The sequence below is a fragment of the Paenibacillus sp. V4I9 genome (assembly GCF_030817295.1).
GTDB lineage: Bacteria > Bacillota > Bacilli > Paenibacillales > NBRC-103111 > Paenibacillus_E.
Genome location: NZ_JAUSZE010000001.1, coordinates 762,262 through 788,470 on the forward strand (window position 1 = coordinate 762,262; position 26,209 = coordinate 788,470).

Annotated in this window: 20 protein-coding genes and 2 rRNA genes; 20 read left to right on the forward strand and 2 right to left on the reverse strand. The window is 47.7% G+C overall.

Annotated features, from left to right (window positions below):
- Positions 1-75: 75 nt before the first annotated feature.
- Both QFZ81_RS03610 and QFZ81_RS03615 read left to right on the forward strand, forming a co-directional pair.
- Positions 76-2,913, forward strand: a complete 2,838-nt coding sequence (locus QFZ81_RS03610; RefSeq protein WP_307601465.1) for a glycoside hydrolase family 3 protein — start codon at positions 76-78, stop codon at positions 2,911-2,913.
- A gap of 47 nt (positions 2,914-2,960) precedes the next feature.
- On the forward strand, positions 2,961-4,214 hold the full coding sequence (locus tag QFZ81_RS03615) for an alpha-L-fucosidase (protein WP_307601467.1): 1,254 nt from the start codon (positions 2,961-2,963) through the stop codon (positions 4,212-4,214).
- 64 nt (positions 4,215-4,278) lie between these two features.
- Here the strand turns inward: QFZ81_RS03615 and QFZ81_RS03620 are convergent, their stop codons facing one another.
- Complete coding sequence (locus QFZ81_RS03620) at positions 4,279-5,670, reverse strand: MATE family efflux transporter (RefSeq protein WP_307601469.1); 1,392 nt, start codon at positions 5,668-5,670, stop codon at positions 4,279-4,281.
- A 204-nt stretch (positions 5,671-5,874) separates the two neighbouring features.
- On the opposite strand from QFZ81_RS03620, the gene QFZ81_RS03625 reads away from it, so the two are divergent.
- The 15 genes from QFZ81_RS03625 to QFZ81_RS03695 all read left to right on the forward strand — a co-directional run bounded on the left by QFZ81_RS03625 (position 5,875) and on the right by QFZ81_RS03695 (position 19,575).
- The gene (locus tag QFZ81_RS03625) at positions 5,875-6,255 is read left to right on the forward strand and encodes an ATPase (RefSeq protein ID WP_171693625.1); all 381 of its coding nucleotides are present in this window, start codon (positions 5,875-5,877) and stop codon (positions 6,253-6,255) included.
- Positions 6,256-6,399: 144 nt separating this feature from the next.
- Complete coding sequence (locus tag QFZ81_RS03630; RefSeq protein WP_307448013.1) at positions 6,400-6,975, forward strand: TetR/AcrR family transcriptional regulator; 576 nt, start codon at positions 6,400-6,402, stop codon at positions 6,973-6,975.
- A 32-nt stretch (positions 6,976-7,007) separates the two neighbouring features.
- Positions 7,008-8,282: an HlyD family secretion protein gene (locus QFZ81_RS03635; RefSeq protein WP_307601471.1), complete on the forward strand. Its 1,275-nt coding sequence runs from the start codon at positions 7,008-7,010 to the stop codon at positions 8,280-8,282.
- A gap of 8 nt (positions 8,283-8,290) precedes the next feature.
- Complete coding sequence (locus tag QFZ81_RS03640) at positions 8,291-9,511, forward strand: ABC transporter permease (RefSeq protein WP_307601473.1); 1,221 nt, start codon at positions 8,291-8,293, stop codon at positions 9,509-9,511.
- A gap of 24 nt (positions 9,512-9,535) precedes the next feature.
- Positions 9,536-10,831 carry a TolC family protein gene (locus QFZ81_RS03645; protein ID WP_307601475.1) on the forward strand — a complete coding sequence of 432 codons (1,296 nt, stop codon included), beginning with the start codon at positions 9,536-9,538 and terminating at the stop codon, positions 10,829-10,831.
- A 172-nt stretch (positions 10,832-11,003) separates the two neighbouring features.
- Complete coding sequence (gene gatC / locus QFZ81_RS03650; protein WP_307447997.1) at positions 11,004-11,291, forward strand: Asp-tRNA(Asn)/Glu-tRNA(Gln) amidotransferase subunit GatC; 288 nt, start codon at positions 11,004-11,006, stop codon at positions 11,289-11,291.
- 28 nt (positions 11,292-11,319) lie between these two features.
- On the forward strand, positions 11,320-12,777 hold the full coding sequence (gatA, locus tag QFZ81_RS03655) for an Asp-tRNA(Asn)/Glu-tRNA(Gln) amidotransferase subunit GatA (RefSeq protein ID WP_307601477.1): 1,458 nt from the start codon (positions 11,320-11,322) through the stop codon (positions 12,775-12,777).
- A gap of 33 nt (positions 12,778-12,810) precedes the next feature.
- Entirely contained in the window at positions 12,811-14,262 is a 1,452-nt protein-coding gene (gene gatB, locus QFZ81_RS03660) for an Asp-tRNA(Asn)/Glu-tRNA(Gln) amidotransferase subunit GatB (RefSeq protein ID WP_307606825.1), read from the forward strand.
- An 84-nt stretch (positions 14,263-14,346) separates the two neighbouring features.
- Positions 14,347-14,829: a GNAT family N-acetyltransferase gene (locus QFZ81_RS03665; protein WP_307447992.1), complete on the forward strand. Its 483-nt coding sequence runs from the start codon at positions 14,347-14,349 to the stop codon at positions 14,827-14,829.
- A gap of 75 nt (positions 14,830-14,904) precedes the next feature.
- Positions 14,905-15,612 carry an MgtC/SapB family protein gene (locus QFZ81_RS03670; RefSeq protein WP_307601479.1) on the forward strand — a complete coding sequence of 236 codons (708 nt, stop codon included), beginning with the start codon at positions 14,905-14,907 and terminating at the stop codon, positions 15,610-15,612.
- A 61-nt stretch (positions 15,613-15,673) separates the two neighbouring features.
- Positions 15,674-16,276, forward strand: a complete 603-nt coding sequence (locus QFZ81_RS03675; RefSeq protein ID WP_307601481.1) for an RNA polymerase sigma factor — start codon at positions 15,674-15,676, stop codon at positions 16,274-16,276.
- Positions 16,227-16,535 (forward strand): hypothetical protein, encoded by a 309-nt coding sequence (locus QFZ81_RS03680; protein WP_307447982.1) that lies wholly within the window; start codon positions 16,227-16,229, stop codon positions 16,533-16,535. Before QFZ81_RS03675 ends, QFZ81_RS03680 begins: the two co-directional genes overlap by 50 nt.
- Positions 16,536-16,599: 64 nt before the next feature.
- Positions 16,600-17,178, forward strand: coding sequence for a DUF6677 family protein (locus QFZ81_RS03685; protein ID WP_307601482.1), 579 nt, complete (start codon positions 16,600-16,602; stop codon positions 17,176-17,178).
- Between the two features lie 101 nt (positions 17,179-17,279).
- Positions 17,280-17,714, forward strand: a complete 435-nt coding sequence (gene perR / locus QFZ81_RS03690; protein ID WP_171640648.1) for a peroxide-responsive transcriptional repressor PerR — start codon at positions 17,280-17,282, stop codon at positions 17,712-17,714.
- A 124-nt stretch (positions 17,715-17,838) separates the two neighbouring features.
- On the forward strand, positions 17,839-19,575 hold the full coding sequence (locus QFZ81_RS03695; protein ID WP_307447976.1) for a glycosyl hydrolase family 18 protein: 1,737 nt from the start codon (positions 17,839-17,841) through the stop codon (positions 19,573-19,575).
- 47 nt (positions 19,576-19,622) lie between these two features.
- Here QFZ81_RS03695 and QFZ81_RS03700 read toward each other — a convergent pair whose 3' ends face one another.
- The gene (locus QFZ81_RS03700; protein ID WP_307601485.1) at positions 19,623-20,027 is read right to left on the reverse strand and encodes a YgzB family protein; all 405 of its coding nucleotides are present in this window, start codon (positions 20,025-20,027) and stop codon (positions 19,623-19,625) included.
- Positions 20,028-20,151: 124 nt separating this feature from the next.
- On the opposite strand from QFZ81_RS03700, the gene QFZ81_RS03705 reads away from it, so the two are divergent.
- The 3 genes from QFZ81_RS03705 (at position 20,152) to QFZ81_RS03715 (ending at position 26,159) form a co-directional block, all read left to right on the forward strand.
- Positions 20,152-21,021 (forward strand): nucleotidyltransferase-like protein, encoded by an 870-nt coding sequence (locus QFZ81_RS03705; RefSeq protein ID WP_307601487.1) that lies wholly within the window; start codon positions 20,152-20,154, stop codon positions 21,019-21,021.
- A gap of 375 nt (positions 21,022-21,396) precedes the next feature.
- Positions 21,397-22,938, forward strand: a 16S ribosomal RNA gene (locus QFZ81_RS03710).
- Between the two features lie 296 nt (positions 22,939-23,234).
- A 23S ribosomal RNA gene (locus tag QFZ81_RS03715) occupies positions 23,235-26,159 on the forward strand.
- Together the 16S and 23S rRNA genes form the textbook arrangement of a ribosomal RNA operon.
- Positions 26,160-26,209 lie beyond the last annotated feature (50 nt).

Consider the following 26,209-nt stretch of genomic DNA (forward strand, 5'->3'; position numbering starts at 1 on the left):
CTCACGGGCTCTTTTTCAAATAAGTGGTGCAGGCAAGAATGGTAAACGTTTACAACTATAAGGGGTGAATTAGGTATGAACATAGATACGACTTTGCTGTTCCAAAACACGGAATTACCGCTCGAAGAGCGTGTTATTGATTTGATTTCCCGTTTCACCCTAGAAGAAAAAATAAACCTAATGTGCCAGTATCAAACGGAAATTCCCCGCCTTGGTGTAAAGCCATATAAGCATGGGACGGAGGGGGCACATGGGATCGCATGGCTGGGCGAAGCGACAGTGTTCCCGCAAAATATCGGCCTGGCGTGTACATGGAATCCAGATTTGCTTCGTGAGATTGGCTCAGCAATCGGTGATGAAGCAAGGGTATATTTTCAGAGGAATCCTGCGATTAATGGACTTACGATATGGGCGCCGACCGTTGATATGGAACGTGACCCTCGTTGGGGGCGTACGGAGGAGGCTTATGGAGAAGATCCTTATCTGACAGGACGGATTTCTACAGAGTTGGTAAAAGGCATGCAAGGACCGCACCCGTTTTATTTGAAGGCGGTTGCTACATTAAAGCATTTCCTAGGCAATAATAACGAAATTGATAGGGGTGAATGTTCGGTCAGCATGGATCCGCGTAATATGCGGGAATATTACCTGAAAGCATTTGAGGCAGCTTTCAAAGAGGGTGGTGCACTCTCGATGATGACGGCTTACAATGCCGTCAACGGCACACTTTGCAATCTGAATCCCGATGTGAACGAGATTGTGAAGGGTGAATGGGGGATGAATGGTTTTGTTGTCAGCGATGCGGGCGATGTTCTAGGCACGGTGCGCGAGCATAAACACATGCATTCTTACGCCCAAGCGGTTGCGGAATCGATCAAGAACGGCATTGACAGCATAACGGACGATCAGGAGATTTCGCTTCGAGCCATTCACGACGCGCTAGAGCAAGGATTATTGAATGAAGAGGACTTGAATCAGGCTCTGCGCAATACGTTTCGTGTCCGATTCAGACTAGGGGAGTTTGATCCAGAGGAAGGCAACCCGTATGCCAATACACCAGAGTCCAAACTATGTGCACCCGAGCATGCGGAATTATCCTTACGTGCTGCACGTGAATCGATCGTATTGCTTAAGAATGATAGATCTCTCCCTTTTAAAAGAGGATTGGAGAGCATTGCTGTCATAGGGCCGCTCGCGAATACCGTTTATACGGATTGGTACAGCGGCACGCCTGCCTATCGAATCACACCAGTGCAAGGGATTCAAGAGAAGATGGCTGGGAAGACAGTCATCTTTGAAGAGGCTTCCGATAGAATAAGACTTCGTAACAAGGCTGTTGGCGCGTACGTTGGGCTTAGTAATGAAGCACATCAGTTGCTTGCAGCCGATCGCACAGACGCGGCCGACGCGGCCCTGTTCGACCGCGCTGACTGGGGCTGGGGCAGCGTCACGCTGCGCTCCGCTGACAGCGGTAAGTTCGTCACCGAGACGGATGACGGCCGACTCGCGGCAACTGCCGACGAAGCCCGCGGCTGGTTCGTCAAGGAAGCCTTCGGCTTCGAGGCGCTGGACGCCGCCGAAGCCGCGATGAAGTCATGGGCCGGCCATCCGGTAGCGGCCGGCGAGGGCGGGCAGCTGACCGTCAGCGGCGGAGCCGGTCAGTCGGGTGACGCCGATCGCTTCGAGATCGACGTCGTGAAGGACGGCATCCGCGCAGCGGTGGATGCCGCTAAATCCGCTGAAGCCGCCGTGGTCTTCGTCGGCAACAACCCGTTCATCAACGGTAAGGAATGCGTTGATCGTCAAGACCTGACGCTTCCGCCTGCGCAGGAAGCGCTCATTCGCGCCGTGTTCGAAGCAAATCCGAACACGGTCGTGGTTATCGTCGGCAGCTACCCGTTTGCCGTGGTCTGGGAAGATGAGCATATCCCTGCTATGCTCTACAGCTCTCACGCCGGACAAGAACTCGGGCACGCTGTCGCTGATGTGTTGTTCGGCGATTATAATCCGGCGGGCCGACTTAACATGACCTGGTACCGCTCTGCGGACCAGCTGCCGGATTTGATGGATTATGACATCATCAAAGGGAAACGAACGTATCAGTACTTTGATGGTGAAGGACTCTATCCTTTCGGCCACGGGCGTTCTTTCACCGATTTTCAATATAGCGATCTGCGGCTTAGTGACGCAGAGATCAACTCTGATGGACAATTGGAGGTCACTATCCGCATAGAAAACATCGGAAATCTCGCTGGAGATGAGGTTGTCCAGCTGTATGCTCGCGCCAACGAATCTCGCGTTCAACGTCCGTTTAAGACATTGAAAGGATTCCAGCGCGTGCATCTGCTGCCCGGTCAAAGCGAAATCGTAACGTTTACACTTCTAATGGCAGAACTTGCTTTTTGGGACGTAACGCGTGATCGGTATTGTGTGGAAAGCGGTGCTTACACGGTAATGGTTGGCTCTTCTTCAGGCAGTTTGCTCGCGGAGGCATCTTTTTCCGTGCATGGAGAAACGATTCCAGCGCGTAAGTTGGATGATCCCGTTCGTGCCGCGAACTATGACGACTATGAAGGCGTCTACTTGGACGCGTGCTGCGAAGGCGGAGGAGCGAGCCTTCGCAATCATGGCGTTGCAGCCTGGATAGCCTTTCAGAACGCCGATTTAGGCAGCGGAGTGGATGCGTTTGAAGCTCGGGTTGCCCAAGCAGAAGCGGGTGCGAAGATCGAAATACGTCTCGACGCGCCAGATGGACATCTTGTAGGCATCTGTGCCGTGCCACCTACTGGCGGTTGGCAGGCTTGGACGACGGTAAAGGCTGCACTGTCAGGTGCTGCCGGAATCCGCGATGTCTATCTGATCTTCGATGGAACTGTGCAAATTAGCTGGTTCCGGTTATACAGCTCCAGCTAAGGCTTTTAATTCGATAGCGCTCGCAAACCAAAGGAGGAGATGGAAATATGAATTCGAACCGAATTCCCGAGCCTTCACCACATGTGGCTGCCTTCGAACGTATGGGCTTCGGCATGTTTATTCACTGGGGATTATACTCGCAGTTGGGTCGAGGGGAATGGGTCATGAACATTGATCGAATCCCTAAAGCTGAGTATCATAAGCTGAAAGATACGTTCACGGCTGAGGATTTTGATGCAAAAACGATTGCGAGTGTAGCGAAAAAAGCCGGAATGAAGTATATCGTGCTTACGACTCGCCATCATGACGGCTTTTCCTTGTACGATACTAGGGGGCTCTCTGACTATGATGCCCCCCACAGTCCCGCCGGACGCGATCTCATTGCTGAATTTGTGGATGGATGCCGGGAGGAAGGAATTGTTCCGTTTTTCTACCACACGACAATCGACTGGTATCAGGAAAGTTACCAAGAGGATTTTAACGCCTATCTGGACTATTTAATAAAATCTGTAGAGGTTCTGTGCAAGCATTATGGGCAGATTGGTGGGTTTTGGTTTGATGGTAACTGGGACAAACCTTTGGCTGATTGGAGGGAGGATGAGCTATACGGCATGATTCGCAAGTATCAGCCTGAGGCGATTATTGTCAATAATTCCGGGCTGCATCAACGCGGGGAATACGGTCATCCGGAGATTGACAGTGTGACTTTCGAACAAGGACAGCCGACCCCGCTTGATCGTCGCGGCAAAAGCAAGTATGTCGCTGCGGAAATGTGCCAGACCATTAATAATCATTGGGGGTACGGGTTAAAAGACTTTCAGACCAAATCCGTCAAGCAGTTAATCGAGACCATTTGCGTTTGCAGGAAAGTTGGAGCCAATTATCTGCTGAATATTGGTCCTACCGGTTCGGGAATGGTGGATTCGTTGCAAAAATTTTTATTGGAAACCATGGGAATTTGGGTACACATGTATGAGGAAGCCATTTATGGCGTAACTCCGTCTGGCATCCAAGGTGTAGGGGCTGATTTTGCCTTGAAGGGAGACAACGGGAAATTATACTTCTTTGTTCACGACTTGGGATCGAACGGACATTCCAATGTCACAGTTGGTGGAGGCGGGATTGGTCCAAGGGCGTTTACGGGTTTAAAGGATTCGATTCGTTCCGTAAAGTGGCTGGACAATGGGGAGTCTTTGCCGTTTGTTCAAAACCAGGATGTGGATTTGTTCAGTTTTTACGCCTCGGGGTATCCCTACGGTATGGATTTTGTCGTGCGGGTAGCGGAAGCGGATATTGCTTAACTCATACTTTCTGATAAAAAATAGTCTGCCCAAGCCCTATGTACTGGCTCAGCAGACCTTTTTTCTACACTTTACTCGTAAGCATCCTCGCCTGCTTCCATTTACCAAAGCGGTAATAAAGCAAGTTCAGCGCAGCCGCTACACTGAAGCTAACCGGAAAGCTCCACCAGATCACATCAAATCCATACTTGTTCGCCAGTACAGTAGCAAGCGGAATTCGTACAAGCAGCAGGGCAATAAAGGCAACAATGAGCGGGAACACAACAGCCCCTGCAGAACGAACTACGCCCGCAACGACGTTAAACACGCCAAAAATAATAAAAGACCATAGCGTTATATTATTAATATGTACGCCAATTGCGATAGCTTTGCCCTCAGGTGGAAGGAAGAAACTGACGACCTCACGGTTGAACAAATGAAGCAGAGCGACGATAAGTCCCGTCATAATAATGTTAACCCCAACACCGGTCCACGTAATCCGATTCACCCGATCCCATTTCCCAGCACCAATGTTCTGCGCAGCCATGGAAGTCACAGCTCCGCCAATCGCCATGGCTGGCATTTGCACATAGCTGGATATTTGCATCGCAACGCCGAAAGCGGCGGTCGACTCAGAACCATAGGAGTTCACGAGATGGATGAGAATTAAGTTGCTTAGGGAAACCACGACCATATTTAATCCCATCGGCAGTCCTTTTTGAATCAGCGTCCGTATGATCATCCAGTTAATGCGAAGCAGGGGAATATCCTTTTTCGTAATCCGCAGAAAATACTTTTTCTGATATAAATATACAATCAACAGCACGAAGCTTATCAGCTGTGCCACAAAGGTTGCGACAGCCGAGCCGGCTATCCCCATTTTCGGAAAAGGCCCCATGCCTTGAATTAGCAATGGATTAAGCACAATGTCCATAACGGCAGACAACAGCAGGAAATAGAAAGGAGTCTTGGCGTCACCTGAGCCCCGTAATATAGCCATAATGAGATTAAAGCCGAACATAAATGGAACGCCAGCGAATATGATTCGCGTGTACGTAACAGCAAGATCCTTAACATCCGCAGGTGTATTCATCCACCCCAGAATGGTATGGGAGAAAAGCAAACCGAATAAGGCGACGACGATGGAAAGAATGAGGAAAAAGACTGTACTGGTGCCGACAACTTTTTTAGCTTCTTCTACCTTTTGAGCACCGAGATTTTGACCAATCATGATGACGACGGCCATCGCAATGCCGAAGATAGAGCTAATTAAGAAGAACATGATAATGTTGGCATTGGATGTCGCCGCAAGCGCACCTTCACCGAGGTACTTGCCAATCCATATGGCATTGATAGAACCATTAAGCGTCTGGAGCACATTACCTAACAGAATTGGCAAAGAAAATAAGATTAACGTCTTGGCAATCGGGCCTTCCGTCAAAGATGGGCGTGGCTTCTTAGTGGTATTCTCGCTCATGTGGAATCTCCTTGTTATTCATTCAGATAATTGCATTTAAAGTTCTTCATTCATTATACCTTCTTCCATCTCATTCCAAAAATAATAGCGTATTTTACTAATGATCCCTCTATCAATTGGACACCATCTATTTTTTTTAGTAGAGTAGAGGGTAAGTCTGGTTGACTTATAGATTGTGGGTTTATATAGGTGGGGGGAATTCAGATGCTTCGTCTTGGTGAGAAAATAATAGTAATTGCCGATAGTTTAGAACAGAATCTGCCTATAGGCGGATATGGATATATTATTGCATACGACCGGAATAACGATAACATTTTCGACTACGTCGTTCGCGTCCCCAAGGATAATAAACACTATTACGTACCTGCGTCAGATATCGAGCTTGAAGAAGTTCTTCTCCATCAGCAGGCGGACCAAGTCGAGAGAGAAGCATTAATCGATTTCGCGCTTGCAACGAAGAACGAAGAGCTGTTTCGTAAAATTATGAACGGTGAGCCAAGTGGACAACAGGAAGTAGAACGAGACAAAGATGTTCAATCAACCGAAGACTTCATTAAACAAATCGGCCTGAAGGCCTGGATTTAATACATGTTTCATCAAACACCAAACCCGCCTAGTGCTCACTAGTGCGGGTTTTGCTTTTTAATTTTGTTGCTAAAATCATGAAATGGTGGTACATTAATATCCGAACATAAAACTATTTTAGTATTCTAGTTCTGAGGTGCGCAAATGGATGCCAAAAAATTGATGATTATGGAAGCAGCGAAGAAATCTTTTTCACTTTTTGGGTACAAAGGTACAACGATGGATCAAATCGCCAAAATAGCTGGTGTCGGTAAAGCGACGATCTATACGTTTTTCGCGAATAAGGAAGATCTTTTGCATGAAATTGTACAGTCGTTAATTGCCGAGATGAAAGCAGTCGCCGATAAAGCAATTGCAGAGGGGTTAACACCCTTTGAGAAAATTCATAGTGCGATTTATGGGGTTCTCGTTTTTCGCAAAGAGCATGAGCTGCTCATCCAATTGGCTCACGAGGTTCAACAATTTGGCAGTCCGGTAACGATCGAAGCGCTGGCCAGTATCGAAACAGAAGTGATCCAGTTCATGAGTGAACATATGGAACGCGCGATACATAACGGCACGATGAAGAACTGTGACCCGAAGATGACGGCTTTCATTTTATTCAAGCTGTATGTCGCTTTAGTTTTTGATTGGGAGAAGCAGAAACAGAACGTGCCATTAACCGACGAGCGGATTATGAACACGCTGCAGTTATATTTTGCTAACTTTCTGATTCAGTAATTTTCTCATTTTTATTTCATGGAGGGGTAATTATGCGTTTTATTAGACCAATGGTTTATTCCGTAATGGCGATTGTCATAGGAACTAGTGCATTTCTTTTAACAACCAAACAGGCAACTAGCCAATCAGATACAGTTAACCAACTGCATCCTACGGCTTATATTGAATCGAACGAAGTGAGCGCCAGCTTCAAAGTGGGCGGAAGAGTCACCGAAATCCTCGTGAAAGAAGGGGATGTTGTGAAAAAAGGGCAAGTACTAGCCCGTCTGCAAAGCACCGAGATTGAAGCTAAAGTCGAGCAGGCCAAGGCGGCCGTCGCGCTCGCTCAAGGCAAGATCGCAGAGGCGCAAGGAGCTACCGCGACAGCTCAAGCGAAGAAGCAGCAGGGTATTGCTGGTGTCAACGTGACGGCTGATACAGCCGAACAGCAAGTCGAACAGGCGAAGGCGGCAGTTAGCGCGGCACAAGCCAAAGTTGATGGGCTGCATAATGGGGCGCGTCCGGAAGAAAAGAAGCAAGCGGAGATTCAATTCCAGGCGGCTTCCGAAGTATACAACATTGCTGAACAAAACTTGAATCGGATGAATGCGATGCTGGAGCAAGGACTTGTTGCTCAGGCTGACGTGGATAAAGTGAAAGTGAGCTACGAAGAAGCGAAAACGAAACGTGATCTGGCGCAGCAGCAGTTAAACATGGCGAATCAAGGACCACGTGAGGAAGAAATTCGCGGAGCGGAAGCTTTGCTAGCCCAAGCGCAAGCGTCCTTTAAGCTGGCTGAAGCCAATCGCGGAAACGTGCAGGTGAGACAGGGCGATGTAGCGGCGGCTGCAGCGGCTGTGCAGCAAGCACAAGGTGCAATTCAATCGGCGCAATCCGGTGAACAGCAAGCGAAAGCGGCTCAGCTGGAAGCGGAGACTTATTTGAGCTACACAGAGTTGGTTGCACCAATCGACGGAGTTATTCTTAGTCAATCAGCACAGGTTGGCGAGCTTGTTGGCTCTGGATTCCCCGTACTCTCGGTCGAGTCGACGGAGAAACGTTGGGCTAAGTTTTACTTGCCGGAGACATCTATTGCAGGACTGAAAGTAGGCAACAACATCAGCATGATCATGTTATCAACGGGCGAGAAAGTCGTCGGTACCGTTAAAACCGTGGCAGCTGCGCCGGATTTCGCAATTAAGAAAGCAACGCAAACCTCAGGCGAAACGGACATACGTTCGTTTGGGATCAAAATCGAACTGAATACATTGCCAGACACAGCAACAACAGGGATGACCTTGCAATGGAACGGTAAAACGGAAGGATGATGAAGGAGATGGATCTTCGGATTGGCAAGCTAATTGCAGAAGAATGGAAGCACATTCTGAAGGACCGACGTCTTTTTCTGATCTTGTTCTTCGTTCCGATTCTTTATACGGTGCTGTTCGGATCGATTTACTTACACCATAAAGTGACCGAAATGGCCACTGTTGTTATCGATGAAGACCAAAGTCCTCTTAGTCGTCAAATTATTCAAGCCTTCGAGCAAAGTGAAACGTTCCAGATCAAGAAGGAATATCACTCGGAGGAAGATGTGAAGCGGGCGCTTTCATCGGGGGAGGCCAAGGTAGGCCTCGTCATTCCCTCTAATTTCGAAGCGAAGCTGAAGCATGGCGAAACGCTGCCGCTGCTTACATTGATCGACGGCAGCAACATGATGATTTCGAACTCGGCTACCAAAGGGGCAAACGAAGTCATTACAACCTTCAGCATGGGTTACTCACAAAAAAAGCTCCAACTAAAGCAAGGACTTCAGAATGAAGAAGTGATGAACACACTCTCTCCGATTCCTTTTCGATATCGGATAATGTACAATTCAGCTTTCAACTATAGTGACTTTATGCTGTACGGGCTTGTTGGCGCGATTCTACAGCAAGTACTGTTTCTTGGCATTGCCTTAACCATCACTCGCGAGAAAGATGCAGGAACGTGGCAGCGGTTCGAGGCATGGAGAAGAAATCCGTGGCGCATCGCTTACGCGAAGACAGCTCCTTACTTCTTAATCAATTTCTTTAACACATCCGTTACCTTCGTCATCGCATTGTATGCCTTTGGTGCACCTATGAGCGGTAGTTTGCTTGTAGGCTTGGCCATCGTTGTGAGCTTTACTTTTGCGGTTAGCGGTATCGGTTATCTAATCAGCTTGTTCTCGAGCAATCAGCTCGGGGCGACGCAGACAGCGATGTTAATTGCGGTGCCTTCCTTCATGCTATCGGGGTTCACTTGGCCATTCGAAGCTATGCCTAAAGTGCTGCAGGTGCTCGGGCATATGCTTCCGCTCACTTATTTTTTAGATGGCGTGCGCAACGTATTTGTTAAAGGAAATGACTTTTCCGTCATTTGGCATGATTGCGTTTCATTGATTTTGACCGGTGCACTCACTTATTTCATTGCTATGTTGCTAACTCGTTTCATTATTTTCTCTAAAAAGAAATCCAATGATACCGCTGCGGGCACGCGAGCTGTGCTGCCAGCCGGTTCGAATATCACGCTATAACCAAAGAGGAAGGAAGCGATTTTTTTGAAAAAAAAGCTCATAAGTTTATCAGCAGCCCTGTTACTCCTTTCGAGCACAACGCAAACTCTCGTATTCGCCGATAACGCCCAAGATCCAAATCAAAATGTATACGTCAATGTGAATGTTCTGGAAACCGTATCTTCCGTTGATTTGACATATGTGCTGGATAAAGCACTGAAAGATTCCCATAACCTTGCCTTGCTAACGCTAAAATACGCAGCTCAAGGCAGTAAAAAGGGCGATTTGGAACAGCAAATGAATGAAATGGGTTCAGCCTCGATGACGCCCGGACATTTACCGAGCACTCCTGCAGAGGTCACCAATACAGGGAATCCTCAGCTGCCTAACCTAACAAACCCAACCGATATCGCCTGGACCGTCATGCAAAATAATGCGATGAACCAGATGATGCAGGGGATGGGGGCTCTCGCTGGTGGCATGAATAAAATCATATCCTCCCAACGCGCGCAAATGAGCACAGCAGCGCATCAGCTCGGGACGGATGGGCGGAACTCGCTGCTGCAGTCAGATGAAGCTAAGGCGGGCATCCGCTTGCAAACCATCGCGCAATATGTGCAATTATTAGCACAGAAAAAGCAGCTGGATTTCATGAATGAATACCAGGTTGTGATGGAGAAAGACCTGCTGAAAGCTAAGCTTTTCGTGCAGCAAGGTTTAGCATCATCTGACGATGTGCAAACGGTGCAGAAAACCATCAATAAACAAAAGGACGATATCGCAACGCTGCTTAATAACTATCGGTTGGGGCTTGTGCAGCTCTCGACGGACATTGGGATTTCCTACGACCCTAATCTAGTCATCAAGGATATCGAGTCCATTTCAGTGGATCCCATTTCGGAGACAGATACGACCACCTTATTGAAGGCTTCCTATCAGATGAAAACAGCCGGTAATAACATCGACGAAGCCGTATGGGAAACGGGTCACACGGTTACCCAGAACACATATGGTGAAACGTATCAAGGCATTAATCTGGCCATAAACGGTCAGAAAAATGAGCAAACCAAGCTTGAACTGACCAAGAAAATTCAAGTGATGTACAACGATGCCAATAATGCATATCAAACCGTTCTCACGGAACAGCGGAACTTGAATGATGTACAGGCCGATTTGACTAAAATGAAGTTTCGCTATAGCGTTGGCGTCATCTCCAAGCATGATCTGAATAAATTCGAGATCAAAGTCCGTCAGAATGAAACGGTCGTAGCCGCAGCTAAGCTTAAATATTACATGTTAAAAGAAAAAGCGAAAGCGATGGATACGGGATTTATCCAATAATTCTTGACCGCAAACTCAACCACAGCTTCTTTTTAGCGAAGGCCTCCAAGCCAAGCTAGGAAGAAAGCTGTGGTTTTTGAATTGTGGTTTTTTCTGGATTGAGTTCGTAAAATATCTGGGATATAATGAAAAGAATGACTAAATGCTGATTAATTAAAGGGGTGTAGAAAACTTGAGCATAACTAAAACAGATGTCGAGCATGTTGCGAAGTTGGCTAGACTCGACCTGAGTGATAACGAGAAAGAACTATTTACCGAACAGCTAAATGCCATTTTAAAATATGCCGAGCAGCTGAATGAACTGAATACCGAGGGTGTCATTCCGACAAGTCATGCCATGCCGTTAGTCAACGTCATGCGTGAGGATGTCGCGAAGCCATCGCTTCCTATTGAGAAAGTGATGCTGAACGCACCCGATCACGAAGACGGGCAATTCAAAGTCCCAGCTGTTTTAGAATAAGAACCATTATGAAAGGAAGTGCCTGTCGTTGTCTTTGTTTGATTTAAACCTACAGCAAATTCACGCGAAGCTTCAAGGCAAAGAACTTAAAGTTGCCGATCTCGTGGATCAATCCTATACAAGAATTCAACAAGTGGAAAGCAAGGTTCGCGCCTTTCTTACGTTAGATGAAGAGAACGCTAGACAAGCCGCCGCCAAGTTGGACGAGCAGTTCGCAAGCAGCAATGAACGTGGCCATTTATTCGGCCTTCCGATTGGGATCAAAGATAACATGGTCACCGAAGGCTTGAAAACGACCTGTGCAAGCAAAATCTTATCCAATTTCATGCCGATCTATGATGCAACAGTGGTTAGCAAGCTCAAGGATGCTCAAACCGTTACGATCGGCAAGCTAAACATGGATGAATTCGCCATGGGCGGCTCCAACGAGAACTCCGCTTTCCATCCGTCCCACAATCCGTGGAACACGGATTACGTGCCAGGCGGCTCCAGCGGCGGCTCCGCTGCAGCAGTAGCTGCAGGCGAAGTGTACTTCGCGCTGGGCTCAGACACAGGCGGCTCAATTCGCCAGCCTGCCGCTTACTGCGGTATCGTCGGGCTGAAGCCGACATACGGACTTGTGTCCCGCTATGGCTTAGTAGCGTTCGCGTCCTCACTCGACCAGATCGGGCCGCTGACGAAGAACGTTGAAGACTCCGCCTACCTGCTGCAAGCCATCGTCGGCTACGACCCGAAGGATTCCACGTCTGCGAAAGTGGATATCCCTGATTACCTCAGCGCATTGACTGGTGATATCAAAGGTCTGCGCATCGGCGTACCCAAAGAATACATGGGCAATGGTATCGACCCTGCGGTCAAAGAGAAAGTGCTTGAAGCGCTCAAAGTGCTTGAAGGTCTAGGCGCTGTATGGGAAGAAGTGACATTGCCTCATACTGAGTATGCTGTGGCGGCTTACTACTTGCTCGCTTCTTCCGAAGCGTCCTCGAACCTTGCGCGCTTTGACGGCGTGCGCTACGGTGTGCGTTCGGACAATGCTCGCAACTTGTTGGACTTGTACCACATGTCGCGCAGCGAAGGCTTTGGCCCCGAGGTCAAACGCCGCATCATGCTCGGAACCTATGCGTTAAGCTCAGGCTACTATGATGCTTACTACTTGAAAGCACAACAAGTCCGTACCCTGATCAAGCAAGATTTCGATCAAGTGTTCGAGAAATTCGACATCATCATCGGACCAACGGCTCCGACGCCTGCTTTCAAAATCGGTGAGCAAAGCAGTGATCCACTCACGATGTATTTGAACGATATCATGACCATTCCGGTCAGTTTGGCGGGCATTCCTGCGATTAGCGTACCTTGCGGATTCGTGAACGAACTTCCCGTTGGCCTGCAAGTCATCGGCAAAGCGTTGGATGAAGCTACCCTTCTGCGTGTAGCCCACGCTTTCGAGCAGCATACAGATCATCATAAGCAGCGCCCGCAATTGTAGGTTAATAGTTCATGAGTAACGAAGGAGGCATTCATTTTGTCGGCAACAGATACCCAATTTGAAACAGTAGTCGGTCTTGAAGTTCACGTAGAGCTTCATACCGCTTCCAAAATATTTTGCGGTTGTGCAACCTCATTCGGAGCACCTCCGAATACGAATACATGTCCGGTTTGTTTAGGTCACCCGGGTGTACTTCCGGTACTTAACCGTCAAGCAGTCGAATATGCGATGAAAGCCGCTATGGCGCTCAATTGTACGATATCTACACATAGTAAATTTGACCGTAAAAACTACTTTTACCCGGATTCACCGGATGCCTACCAAACTTCGCAATATGATCAGCCAATCGGGTTGAACGGTTGGATCGATATCGAAGTGAATGGAGTAAGCAAGCGCATTGGCGTGACTCGTGTTCACCTGGAGGAAGACGCAGGTAAGCTGACACACGTTGATGGTGGTTACACTTCTCTTGTTGACTTGAACCGTGCGGGAACGCCTTTGATTGAAATCGTATCCGAGCCTGATCTGCGTTCGCCGGAGGAAGCGCGGGCTTATCTGGAGAAGCTCAGGGCGATCATGATCTATTGCGACGTTTCCGATGTGAAAATGGAGGAAGGCTCGCTGCGCTGTGACGCTAACATCAGCTTGCGTCCTTTCGGGCAAGAGAAATTCGGCACGAGAGCCGAACTGAAGAATATGAACTCGTTCCGTGGCGTCCAAAGAGGACTCGAGTATGAGGAATATCGCCAAGCCGAAATTCTCCGCAGTGGTGACGAAGTCGAGCAAGAAACCCGCCGCTGGGATGAAACGCAAGGCAAGACGTTATCTATGCGCGGCAAAGAAGATGCGCATGATTATCGCTATTTCCCAGATCCGGATCTCGTCAGCCTGCATATCGATGATGCTTGGAAATCGAGCGTCAAAGCCTCTATCCCTGAATTGCCTGACGCGCGTAAAGCGAGATACAGCAGTGAGTTCGGCCTGCCAAGCTATGATGCTGATGTAATCACTTCATCCATGAAGCTGGCAAATTTCTTCGAAGAGAGTTTACAATATACCCAAGATGCCAAAGCGGTCTCGAACTGGATCATGGGCGATCTGCTCGGATATTTAAACGCGAATAACCTCGAACTTGCCGATGTGAAAATCACGGGTAAGGGCTTAGGGGAGATGATTGGTCTGATTGAGAAAGGCACAATCTCCACCAAAATTGCCAAAACGGTGTTCAAGGAAATGATCGAATCCGGCAAAGAGCCGCAGAAGATCGTTGAAGAGCAGGGGCTTGTACAAATCAGCGACGAAGGTGCTATCAAGGCCATCGTTGAGCAGGTAGTGGAGAACAGTCCCCAATCGGTAGCGGATTTCAAAGCCGGCAAGGAAAAAGCCGTGGGCTTCTTAGTTGGGCAAGTCATGAAAGAAACCAAAGGTAAAGCAAATCCAGGACTCGTCAACAAATTAATTGTGGAGTGCCTGAACAGTAAGTGATTAAAGCTGAAGTGGTGATCCGATGTTTATGGACACCACTTTTTTTCAATTGATTGGCGTAGTTCACTGAGAGGAGGACTCTGATTGTCCATTCAACAACTTCTATTGGAAACCAACGAGGATATCTTGGTCCTGTTATCGCTACAAATTGCATCCTATCGTGTGGAAGCAGACCTTATTGGCTTCGACGACATCCCGCCACTGAAGGATGGAATCCAGTCTATACGCGAAGCGGAGGAAACATTTTATGGCTTTTTCGTTCATGAGAATGATGAGAGTACACTTGCTGGAGCCATTTCCTACTCCCGAGAAGGCTGCATTGTCACGATCTGCCGCATGATGGTCCATCCGAATTTTTTTCGCCGTGGGATTGCTAGGTCACTTTTACAACATATACTAATGGATCAACAGTTAAATGGAGCAACGCGTTTTATTGTATCCACCGGAACCGAGAATTTACCTGCTATTCAGTTATACGAGAGCTTCGGTTTCGCCGTGCGTCGAGTATTCACAGTTCCTCCGGGAATAAGCTTAACCACTTTCGAACGGCCGGCTATCAGCTTCTAAGTATTTTTTCAGTTGTTCTCACTATCATGTGTGATACATGGCGCTATCAGTATGAAAAAAGGGAGCGGTTACACGATGAGCAATCCTTGGGTCATTGATCAACTCCATATCACTATACGGTTAGTTCTGGCACTTTTTCTTGGTGGATTAATCGGGTTTGAGAGGGAAGTTAGCAGTCATGCAGCTGGCCTTCGTACACATATTTTAGTCTGTGTGGGCTCTGCCCTTGTTATGTTGCTTTCCATGTATGGGTTTAGTGCCTTTGTGAATGAAGTGAACGTCCGTATTGATCCTTCGCGCTTAGCTGCGCAAGTTATTAGCGGTATCGGATTCTTAGGTGCTGGAACGATTATCTTTAATGGGAGATCCATTACGGGTCTTACGACAGCGGCTTCTCTTTGGGTTGTTGCGGGGATTGGCCTTGCCATTGGGGCTGGCTTCTATTACCCGGCTGTTCTAGCATGTTTCATGGTACTCATCTCCTTATGGATCTTGAATAAAGTGGAGCATAAATATTTTAACGGGAAGAAAATTCGTATTCTCAAAATACAGGCGATTGATCAACCGGGGACGCTAGGACTTATTACGACCCTACTTGGTAAACAGAAAGTTGACATCCGTAAGATCTCAATGGAAGAACAAGAAAACGAGAATAAACCGAATCATGTTCAAATTACATTTCACGTCACCATTCCTAAGCCGTCCATTATCGGGACGGCTCTTGAAGAAATCAATCAAATGAAAGGGGTTACCGGCGTTACTCTTGAAAAAAGTAAAAATTGAAGGGGTCAGCCCATAAGAAGCGTCTAAGCTTTTGGACGAACAGAAAGGGGGGAAGTCAGGCATGGACAAAATGACGGATGAGCAGCTGATCGACCGGGTCCGTCAAGGTCACTCCGATGCTTACCGTGTATTGGTAGAACGGCATAAGAACTACATCTTTACACTGGTATACCGCATGGCCCCGCATAAGGAAACTGCTGAAGACTTAACCCAAGAAGTGTTCGTTAAGCTGTTTCGTTCCTTAACTCATTTTCGCGGCGATGCGAAGTTCACAACTTGGCTGTATCGCATGACGACGAATCTCGTGACTGACTTTCGGCGTTCTCAGAAGCGTAAGCCTTATGAAGCACTGCTCGATAAAATGAAGGGCTGGTTTACAGATGCCCGGGAGCAGCCCGAGGAAATGGCTATGCTGAAGGATGAGCAGGAGCGCATGCAGGCACTGCTCTCCGAACTTCCAGACAAGTATAGATTAATTATGTATTTGTTCCATTATAAGCAGCTCTCGTATCAAGAGATGTCTGAGGTGACCGGGCTGCCCATGAAAACGCTGGAAACTAGACTCTATCGGGGAAAAGCGATGCTCAAAGAAAAATGGTTGGAGGTGAACGCAGATGATTCCCAAAGATCAGGAAGACACTCGGCTCACGCAATACCTAAATAAACTGCTGGACGAGATGCCGCTTAGCGAACCAAGCCCAATGCTGACGGAGCGTGTGATGCGCAGGGTACAATCTGCTGAAATTCCTGACAATCCTAAAAACCCTCAAGTTGGCAGAAGGAATCAATGGGTGAACAGTTTTGTTGCGATAGCAGCAACTGTACTCCTTATGCAATCAGGGATTATTAACAAAATAATGCATATAAATTCGGGGATCGCTAAGATAACAATGTATATCCAATATTTATCCCAATCCTTATGAGAAAACCTCTAATCGAGGACTTATATTTTCATATGTGTTAAAAAATTCGATCGGAGGCAATCACATGAATCAATCAAACGACAATCCGCACATTCCGGAGTATTCGCCCAATCCATCTTTTCAACACTATCCTCCTTATTATCCTGCTCCAAGAAAACGCAAATGGGTCGCAGGCGTACTATCGTTCATTGTCCCGGGGACTGGACACTTCTACTTAGGCCTTATGCAGCGCGGGCTATTTATTATGATGCTTCTCATTCTCGATATTTTTATTATCACGTCTTTCGCGTCTCGGACCGACACAAGTGTCCCAATGGTAACGCTTTTTGCATTGTTCATTCCGGTCATTTACTTCTATAATCTATTCGATGCGCTTCAAACCACAGATAATGTGAATCGGCGCAATGAGCTTGGTGAATTTGCAGCTGGCCTCTATGATAGTGAAGATCCTTTACAGAAGCTGATCAAAGGCACGAATCTTGGTGTTATTTTCATTGCCGCAGGTGTATTGTTTTTTCTTCTCAGCAACAAACCTCGTTGGTTTACAGGGCTCTTTGATCTCATGGGCACGTATATTGGATCGGTTATCCTCGTCCTTGCTGGTTTAGCTATGTATGTACTAGATTCCCGTAAAAATAAATAGCCAAATGGTGCTATATGCGCAACCATCATTGACAAAAGTCAATTAACACAGCGTACAATATAATGTAAGGTTTTAATGACTAACATCAGGTGGTGAGTACCATGGCAGCACAATTAGAACAGGCTTTAGCTAAGTTGAAAACAACAGGTGTTCGGATGACGCCGCAGCGGCATGCTATTCTATCCTTTTTGCTGGACTCCATGACTCATCCGACAGCAGATGACATTTACAAGTCTCTTGAATCGAAATTTCCTAACATGAGCGTTGCGACTGTTTACAATAATCTTAAAGTATTTATTGAATCGGGACTCGTTCGGGAACTGACTTATGGAGACAGCTCGAGTCGCTTTGATGCGGATATGACGGACCATTATCATGCTGTTTGCGATATGTGTGGGAAGATTTCGGATTTTGAGTATCCGCCACTTTCGGATATCGAGACTACCGCTGCTGAGCAAACAGGCTTCCGAGTTGGCGGTTATCGACTAGAGGTTTATGGCGTTTGCCCGGATTGTACAGGGATTACCAAGCATTAACTTAAGTAGAATTCCTCATTATCTGTACCTATGATGTATAATGAAACGTGATCCTACCTTTCGGATGTAGAGAGGTGAGAACACGTTTTTTTCTTTTTATATATCGCATAAAGGAAGTGAAACCTTGCATTCAACACCTACAGATCAGCAACCGAAACGCAGAAGATCAACGAAGAGAATTCTCTTATTATTTGGTCTCTTTATTGGAATGTTTGCCGCGGGTGCAGCTACGTTCTTATGGCAGCAGTTAGCGCCGAACCGTACGAAGGTAGAACTAGAATATCATGAGTTAAGCAAACCGGTTTTCTATCAAGGGAATTTCTATAAGACAAGCGCGATTGGGGAAAAAGAGGGACTGAAACTTCCGCTGGAGCTCATACAGGAGTGGATGGACCCATCGATTATATATGAAAAAGGCACTGATTCCGTTATTATCACAACGAATGATAAAGTATTACGGTTGAAGACTACGGAGCTTTCAGCGTTAATGAATGAGAAACCAATCACCTTATCTTTTCCTGTTGAAAAGAAAGGGAATGACATTTACGTGCCCATAGAACCTCTTCGGCAGCTGTATCCTTTTGAAATAAGGGAGTCCGAGAAGTCTGGTGCAGTTCTTTTATTCAAAAAAGGCGACCTCGTCAAGTGGGGGAAGCATGTAGGTACTGAAGATACACAGCTGCGGACCTTTGCTTCTATAAAAGCACCGATAGTCTCCACGATTGCAAACAATGAACAAGTGATAATACTAGCTGTAGAGGGAGAATGGTATCGCGTACAGCAGCTGAGTGGTCCTATAGGCTTTGTACGTAAAGCTGATATTTTGGAGGATCATGAAGAAACCATACCTGCACAGGAGCCGACGTCAGTTTATGTACCTTGGAAGCCGCTTAACGGCAAACTAAATCTGACTTGGGAGCACGTCATTACGAAGAATCCCGACACTTCCAAGCTTGGCGAGATGCCTGGCTTACATGTGGTTAGCCCTACCTGGTTCTCTCTGGCTGACGGTGAGGGGCGCATTAAGAACTTGGCCGACGCTTCCTATGTAAAATGGGCGCAAACGCGCAATTATCAGGTCTGGGCGTTGTTTAGCAACGGCTTTGAACCTGATCGCACATCTCAAGCGTTGTCGTCCTATGATCTTCGTATGAAAATGATTAAACAGTTGCTCGGCTTTGCACAAACGTATAATTTGCAGGGCATCAATATTGATTTTGAAAATGTGCATCTCAAAGATAAAGAAAATTTGGTCCAATTCGTCCGCGAATTGACACCTTTTATGCATGAACAAGGTCTTGCCGTTTCCATCGATGTAACACCGAAATCAACGAATGAGATGTGGTCCATGTTTTATGACAGACCTGCTCTTGCCGAAGTTGTTGACTATATGATGCTGATGGCTTATGACGAATACTGGGCTTCTAGCCCCAAATCCGGCTCCGTTTCATCGCTGCCATGGACAGAGCGCTCTGTTACCCAGCTCTTGGGGAGCGAGAAGGTGCCGCCATCTAAGCTTGTCCTAGGTGTGCCATTCTATACGCGCCAGTGGACCGAAGAGACCAAAAATGGTAAAACGACAGCTACCTCCAAAACTTTAACGATGGAAGCCGCCCAAACGATTATTAAAGATAAGAAACTAACTCCTACTTTCTTGGCGGAAACTGGTCAGAACTACGTGGAGTACAAAGAAGGAGAGAAACTCATACGTATCTGGTTAGAAGATGAAACATCGATAAAAGCAAGGCTTGAACTCGTGAAGAAGTACGATCTAGCAGGAGTGGCCTCGTGGAGAAGAGGCTTTGAACAGCCGACAACGTGGAAAGTCATTCAGGATAATTTGCAACAAGCTAAGCAATAAGATAACAAAAAGCCGAACCCAAGAGGGTTGCGGCTTTTATTTTACGATCAATGAGGCTTATGTTCGTGAGCTCTGTCCACTTCGACTTGAATTGCTTGTGTGGCTGCTGTTTCGTTCTCGGCCGTTGGTTCGTATTGTGGATCAACTGTTAAGATCGTTTTGCAAAACATACAGCGATCCGTTTTCCCCAGCATCTTCGTTCTTCTTCCGCATTCCGGACAATCAATGACAGTCGCCGATGTGGAAAGCATCCCTGCCCAGAAGTATATACCCATGCTAACCATCATACTTATCATACCAATGATCATGAAGACTACAGCGATGATTCGCCCAGCCTTCCCCCAGTCAAAAACGATGCCCGCTAGTCCTATAATCATAAGCAGCATTCCACCCATGGTCATGGCGAGACCCCATAAGCGGAATTCATTTACTTTACTTGATCTGAAACGCACGCGTTGTTCCTCCCCATTCAATTGCTATCTTGTTTGTATGAATTGTCACAGAAATCAGCAGGAAACTCCTTCTACAATGTAGAAATAGATATAAACAATTTGGAGACAGGAGCTTCGGATACCCATGGGAATCGATAAAGAGCAGTTTTTGCTTAAGTTCCGAAATGACCAGAGGATCATTAGTGTCATGGCGGTAGATAATCCTAAGCAACTTCCTTCACTGACGGATGGTTTTGATACGCTACTTCTTATAGTAACGAACGACCTGAGCCTGAACAATCATACGACTAATTATATAAGAGACGATTCGAGGATACAAGAAAGATGGGTAGATCCGTCTTCCATAGAGCAATGGATACGTCATGGCGTCAACCGAAATATCCTTCACTGGCTGCTAAAAGGGGAGATACTTCTGGATCAGAACACTTATTTAGAAGGCTTGCGTCACCGAATACTCGAGTTTCCGGGGGACTTACGTGAGCACAAACTACTTGTTGAATTCTCCCATTTTCTACGTAAATATCTTCAGAGCAAGGAATACATTTTAGATGAGCATTTGTTAGATGCGTACAATAACATTCTTGAAGCGCTTCATCACTGGGCTCGCATTGTTATTATCGAAGATGGCTATCACCCGGAAATCACCGTATGGAGGCAGATCCGTGCAATTAATCCTGGCGTGTATAAACTATATGAGGAACTGACAATGAGTAAGGAGACGTTGAAACAAAGAGTTCAGCTGGTTCTACTCGCCTGTGAGTTTTCAGTTATGTCGAAAATGGAACGTTGCTGTGAGGCGTTTATTCAAATCCTAAGAGAAAATGAACAACCATTGAGCACGGATGAACTGCAACAGCATTCTCAATTAGTTGAGCTTAGGGCAGAGCTTCCATTACTGTTGAATAAACTTGTCAAAAAAGGATTGATTAAAGAAGTAGCCGTTATCATTGATGAAGAGAATTCAGAAATCGAGTTAAGATATACGAGTGTTTAATTGATCCAAACCCATGAAGAATCAGGTATTATTCTGGTTCTTTTTTTATTCTTATTTTATTGCTTGACTTTGATTGTGATTCTATGATAAATTAACTCTCGCCGCTAAAAACGGTTCGCATTCGAAAGCCAACGCAATACCAAGATGTAAGCGAAGTATGAAAAAAGAAAAATAAAAAAAGCTTGCATTGAGTAGCCTAGATGTGATATATTATAAAAGTCGCCGCTAAACGGATGGCGCAGAAATACGAAAGAAATTGATCTTTGAAAACTGAACAACGAGTGAGTAAGCGCGAACGAGAAATCGTTCAAAAAAGAGATTGCAAAATCTCGCTAGCAACGCAAATGAGCAATTAAGCTTTCAAATAGTTTTACTATTATGGAGAGTTTGATCCTGGCTCAGGACGAACGCTGGCGGCGTGCCTAATACATGCAAGTCGAGCGGACTTATCCTTCGGGATAAGTTAGCGGCGGACGGGTGAGTAACACGTAGGTAACCTGCCTATAAGACTGGGATAACTATCGGAAACGATAGCTAAGACCGGATAATTGGTTCTCTCGCATGAGAGAATTATGAAACACGGAGCAATCTGTGGCTTATAGATGGGCCTGCGGCGCATTAGCTAGTTGGTAGGGTAACGGCCTACCAAGGCGACGATGCGTAGCCGACCTGAGAGGGTGAACGGCCACACTGGGACTGAGACACGGCCCAGACTCCTACGGGAGGCAGCAGTAGGGAATCTTCCGCAATGGACGCAAGTCTGACGGAGCAACGCCGCGTGAGTGATGAAGGTTTTCGGATCGTAAAGCTCTGTTGCCCTAGACGAACAGCAAGGAGAGTAACTGCTCTTTGTGTGACGGTATAGGAGAAGAAAGCCCCGGCTAACTACGTGCCAGCAGCCGCGGTAATACGTAGGGGGCAAGCGTTGTCCGGAATTATTGGGCGTAAAGCGCGCGCAGGCGGTCAATTAAGTTGGGTGTTTAAGCCCGGGGCTCAACCCCGGTTCGCATCCAAAACTGGTTGACTTGAGTGTAGGAGAGGAAAGTGGAATTCCACGTGTAGCGGTGAAATGCGTAGAGATGTGGAGGAACACCAGTGGCGAAGGCGACTTTCTGGCCTATAACTGACGCTGAGGCGCGAAAGCGTGGGGAGCAAACAGGATTAGATACCCTGGTAGTCCACGCCGTAAACGATGCATACTAGGTGTCGGGGATTCGATTCCTCGGTGCCGAAGTTAACACAGTAAGTATGCCGCCTGGGGAGTACGCTCGCAAGAGTGAAACTCAAAGGAATTGACGGGGACCCGCACAAGCAGTGGAGTATGTGGTTTAATTCGAAGCAACGCGAAGAACCTTACCAGGTCTTGACATCCCTCTGAATACGGTAGAGATATCGTAGGCCTTCGGGACAGAGGAGACAGGTGGTGCATGGTTGTCGTCAGCTCGTGTCGTGAGATGTTGGGTTAAGTCCCGCAACGAGCGCAACCCTTGATCTTAGTTGCCAGCACTTTGGGTGGGCACTCTAAGATGACTGCCGGTGACAAACCGGAGGAAGGTGGGGATGACGTCAAATCATCATGCCCCTTATGACCTGGGCTACACACGTACTACAATGGTCGGTACAACGGGAAGCGAAGCCGCGAGGTGGAGCCAATCCTTATAAGCCGATCTCAGTTCGGATTGCAGGCTGCAACTCGCCTGCATGAAGTCGGAATTGCTAGTAATCGCGGATCAGCATGCCGCGGTGAATACGTTCCCGGGTCTTGTACACACCGCCCGTCACACCACGAGAGTTTACAACACCCGAAGTCGGTGGGGTAACCCGCAAGGGAGCCAGCCGCCGAAGGTGGGGTAGATGATTGGGGTGAAGTCGTAACAAGGTAGCCGTATCGGAAGGTGCGGCTGGATCACCTCCTTTCTATGGAGACTCGGTCTTGATAAGACCAGTCAAGTGTACGTAAGTACACAAATTGCTTACTCACTCGTGTTCAGTTTTGAAAGAGCAAGCCTCTTTCAAACATCACTTTTGTGCTGGTAACATTTACGTGTTGCTGACGTATAGAAGAGATGTTAAGATGTTATTCCGCCGCTGAGAAGCGGAGCGAAGAGCATCACATTGTTCCTTGAAAACTAGATAACGAAACAAAACGTAAAGTAAGAACTTAGGTTGTGTGATTCTTTTGGATCATGCAAAAATCTTTAAAGTTTTTTCTAGGTTAAGCTAGAAAGAGCACACGGAGGATGCCTAGGCACTAGGAGCCGAAGAAGGACGTGGCGAACGACGAAATGCCTCGGGGAGCCGTAAGCAGGCTTTGATCCGGGGATGTCCGAATGGGGGAACCCAGCTGTGGTAATGCGCAGTTACTCTATTGTGAATACATAGCAATAGTAGAGGCATACCCAGGGAACTGAAACATCTAAGTACCTGGAGGAAAAGAAAACAAAAGTGATTCCGTCAGTAGCGGCGAGCGAAAGCGGAATAGCCCAAACCAAGGAGCTTGCTCCTTGGGGTTGTAGGACCTCGTTGTGGGGTTAGTTCGGTAGGCGAAGAGATCTGGAAAGGTCCGGCATAGAAGGTAAAAGCCCTGTAGCCAAAATCGAACGAAACCCCTAGAGGTATCCTGAGTACGGCGGGTCACGTGAAACCCCGTCGGAATCCGGCAGGACCATCTGCCAAGGCTAAATACTCCCTAGTGACCGATAGTGAAGCAGTACCGTGAGGGAAAGGTGAAAAGCACCGCGGAAGCGGAGTGAAAAAGAACCTGAAACCGTGTGCTTACAAAAAGTCAGAGCCCTCTATATGGGTGATGGCGTGCCTTTTGTAGAATGAACCGGCGAGTTACGTTCCCGTGCGAGGTTAAGTTGAAAAGACGGAGCCGCAGCGAAAGCGAGTCTGAATAGGGCGCTTTAGTACGTGGACGTAGACCCGAAACCGTGTGATCTACCCCTGTCCAGGGTGAAGGTGAGGTAACACTCACTGGAGGCCCGAACCCACGCATGTTGAAAAATGCGGGGATGAGGTGGGGGTAGCGGAGAAATTCCAATCGAACTCGGAGATAGCTGGTTCTCCCCGAAATAGCTTTAGGGCTAGCCTCGGATGTTGAGTTGTGGAGGTAAAGCACTGATTGGGTGCGGGGCCCGCCAAGGGTTACCAAGTCCAGTCAAACTCTGAATGCCACAAACTTAAATCCGGGAGTCAGACAGTGAGTGCTAAGATCCATTGTCAAAAGGGAAACAGCCCAGACCATCAGCTAAGGTCCCCAAGTGTGTGTTAAGTGGGAAAGGATGTGGAGTTGCACAGACAACCAGGATGTTGGCTTAGAAGCAGCCACCATTGAAAGAGTGCGTAATAGCTCACTGGTCGAGTGACTCTGCGCCGAAAATGTAACGGGGCTAAACACGCCACCGAAGCTATGGCTTGCACATGAATTTGTGCATGGGTAGGGGAGCGTTGTATGTACGTAGAATTCTGACCGTAAGGACAGGTGGAGCGCATACAAGTGAGAATGCCGGTATAAGTAACGAAAAGATCAGTGAGAATCTGATCCGCCGAAAACCTAAGGGTTCCTGAGGAAGGCTCGTCCGCTCAGGGTAAGTCGGGACCTAAGGCGAGGCCGAAAGGCGTAGTCGATGGACAACAGGTGGAAATTCCTGTACCACCGTAGCCGTTATGAGCAATGGAGTGACGCAGAAGGATAGTGACGCGAGCTGATGGATGCTCGTCCAAGCAGTGAGGCTGATGTGTAGGCAAATCCGCACATCGATAAGGCTGGGCTGTGATGGGGAGGGAAACTTTAAGTACCGAAGGTCATGAGTTCACACTGCCAAGAAAAGCTTCTAGCCAGGCGAAGGTGCCCGTACCGCAAACCGACACAGGTGGGTGAGAAGAGAATTCTAAGGCGCGCGGAAGAACTCTCGTTAAGGAACTCGGCAAAATGACCCCGTAACTTCGGGAGAAGGGGTGCCTCGGTAGGGTGAATAGCCCGAGGGGGCCGCAGTGAAAAGGCCCAAGCGACTGTTTAGCAAAAACACAGGTCTGTGCGAAGCCGCAAGGCGAAGTATACGGGCTGACGCCTGCCCGGTGCTGGAAGGTTAAGAGGAGTGGTTAGGGACCTCGGTTCCGAAGCTATGAATTGAAGCCCCAGTAAACGGCGGCCGTAACTATAACGGTCCTAAGGTAGCGAAATTCCTTGTCAGGTAAATTCTGACCCGCACGAATGGCGTAACGACTTGGGCGCTGTCTCAACGAGAGATCCGGTGAAATTTTAATACCTGTGAAGATGCAGGTTACCCGCGACAAGACGGAAAGACCCCATGGAGCTTTACTGCAGCTTGATATTGGACTTTGGTACGATCTGTACAGGATAGGTGGGAGCCTTTGAAGCCTGAGCGCCAGCTTGGGTGGAGGCATCGTTGGGATACCACCCTGATCGTATCGGAGTTCTAACCTGGTACCGTGATCCGGTATGGGGACAGTGTCAGGTGGGCAGTTTGACTGGGGCGGTCGCCTCCTAAAATGTAACGGAGGCGTTTAAAGGTTCCCTCAGAATGGTTGGAAATCATTCGCAGAGTGCAAAGGCATAAGGGAGCTTGACTGCGAGACCTACAAGTCGAGCAGGGACGAAAGTCGGACTTAGTGATCCGGTGGTACCGAATGGAAGGGCCATCGCTCAACGGATAAAAGCTACCCTGGGGATAACAGGCTTATCTCCCCCAAGAGTCCACATCGACGGGGAGGTTTGGCACCTCGATGTCGGCTCATCGCATCCTGGGGCTGAAGTAGGTCCCAAGGGTTGGGCTGTTCGCCCATTAAAGCGGTACGCGAGCTGGGTTCAGAACGTCGTGAGACAGTTCGGTCCCTATCTGTCGCGGGCGTAGGAAATTTGAGAGGAGCTGTCCTTAGTACGAGAGGACCGGGATGGACGTACCGCTGGTGTACCAGTTGTCTCGCCAGAGGCATCGCTGGGTAGCTATGTACGGAGGGGATAAGCGCTGAAAGCATCTAAGCGCGAAGCCCCCCTCAAGATGAGATTTCCCAGTATGTAAGACCCCTTGTAGACGACGAGGTTGATAGGTTCGAGGTGGAAGTGCAGCAATGCATGCAGCTGACGAATACTAATCGGTCGAGGGCTTAACCTAATATAGGGATCTTTGACGAAAGTCAAAGTCTCTCAGATTCGCCCAGAAAG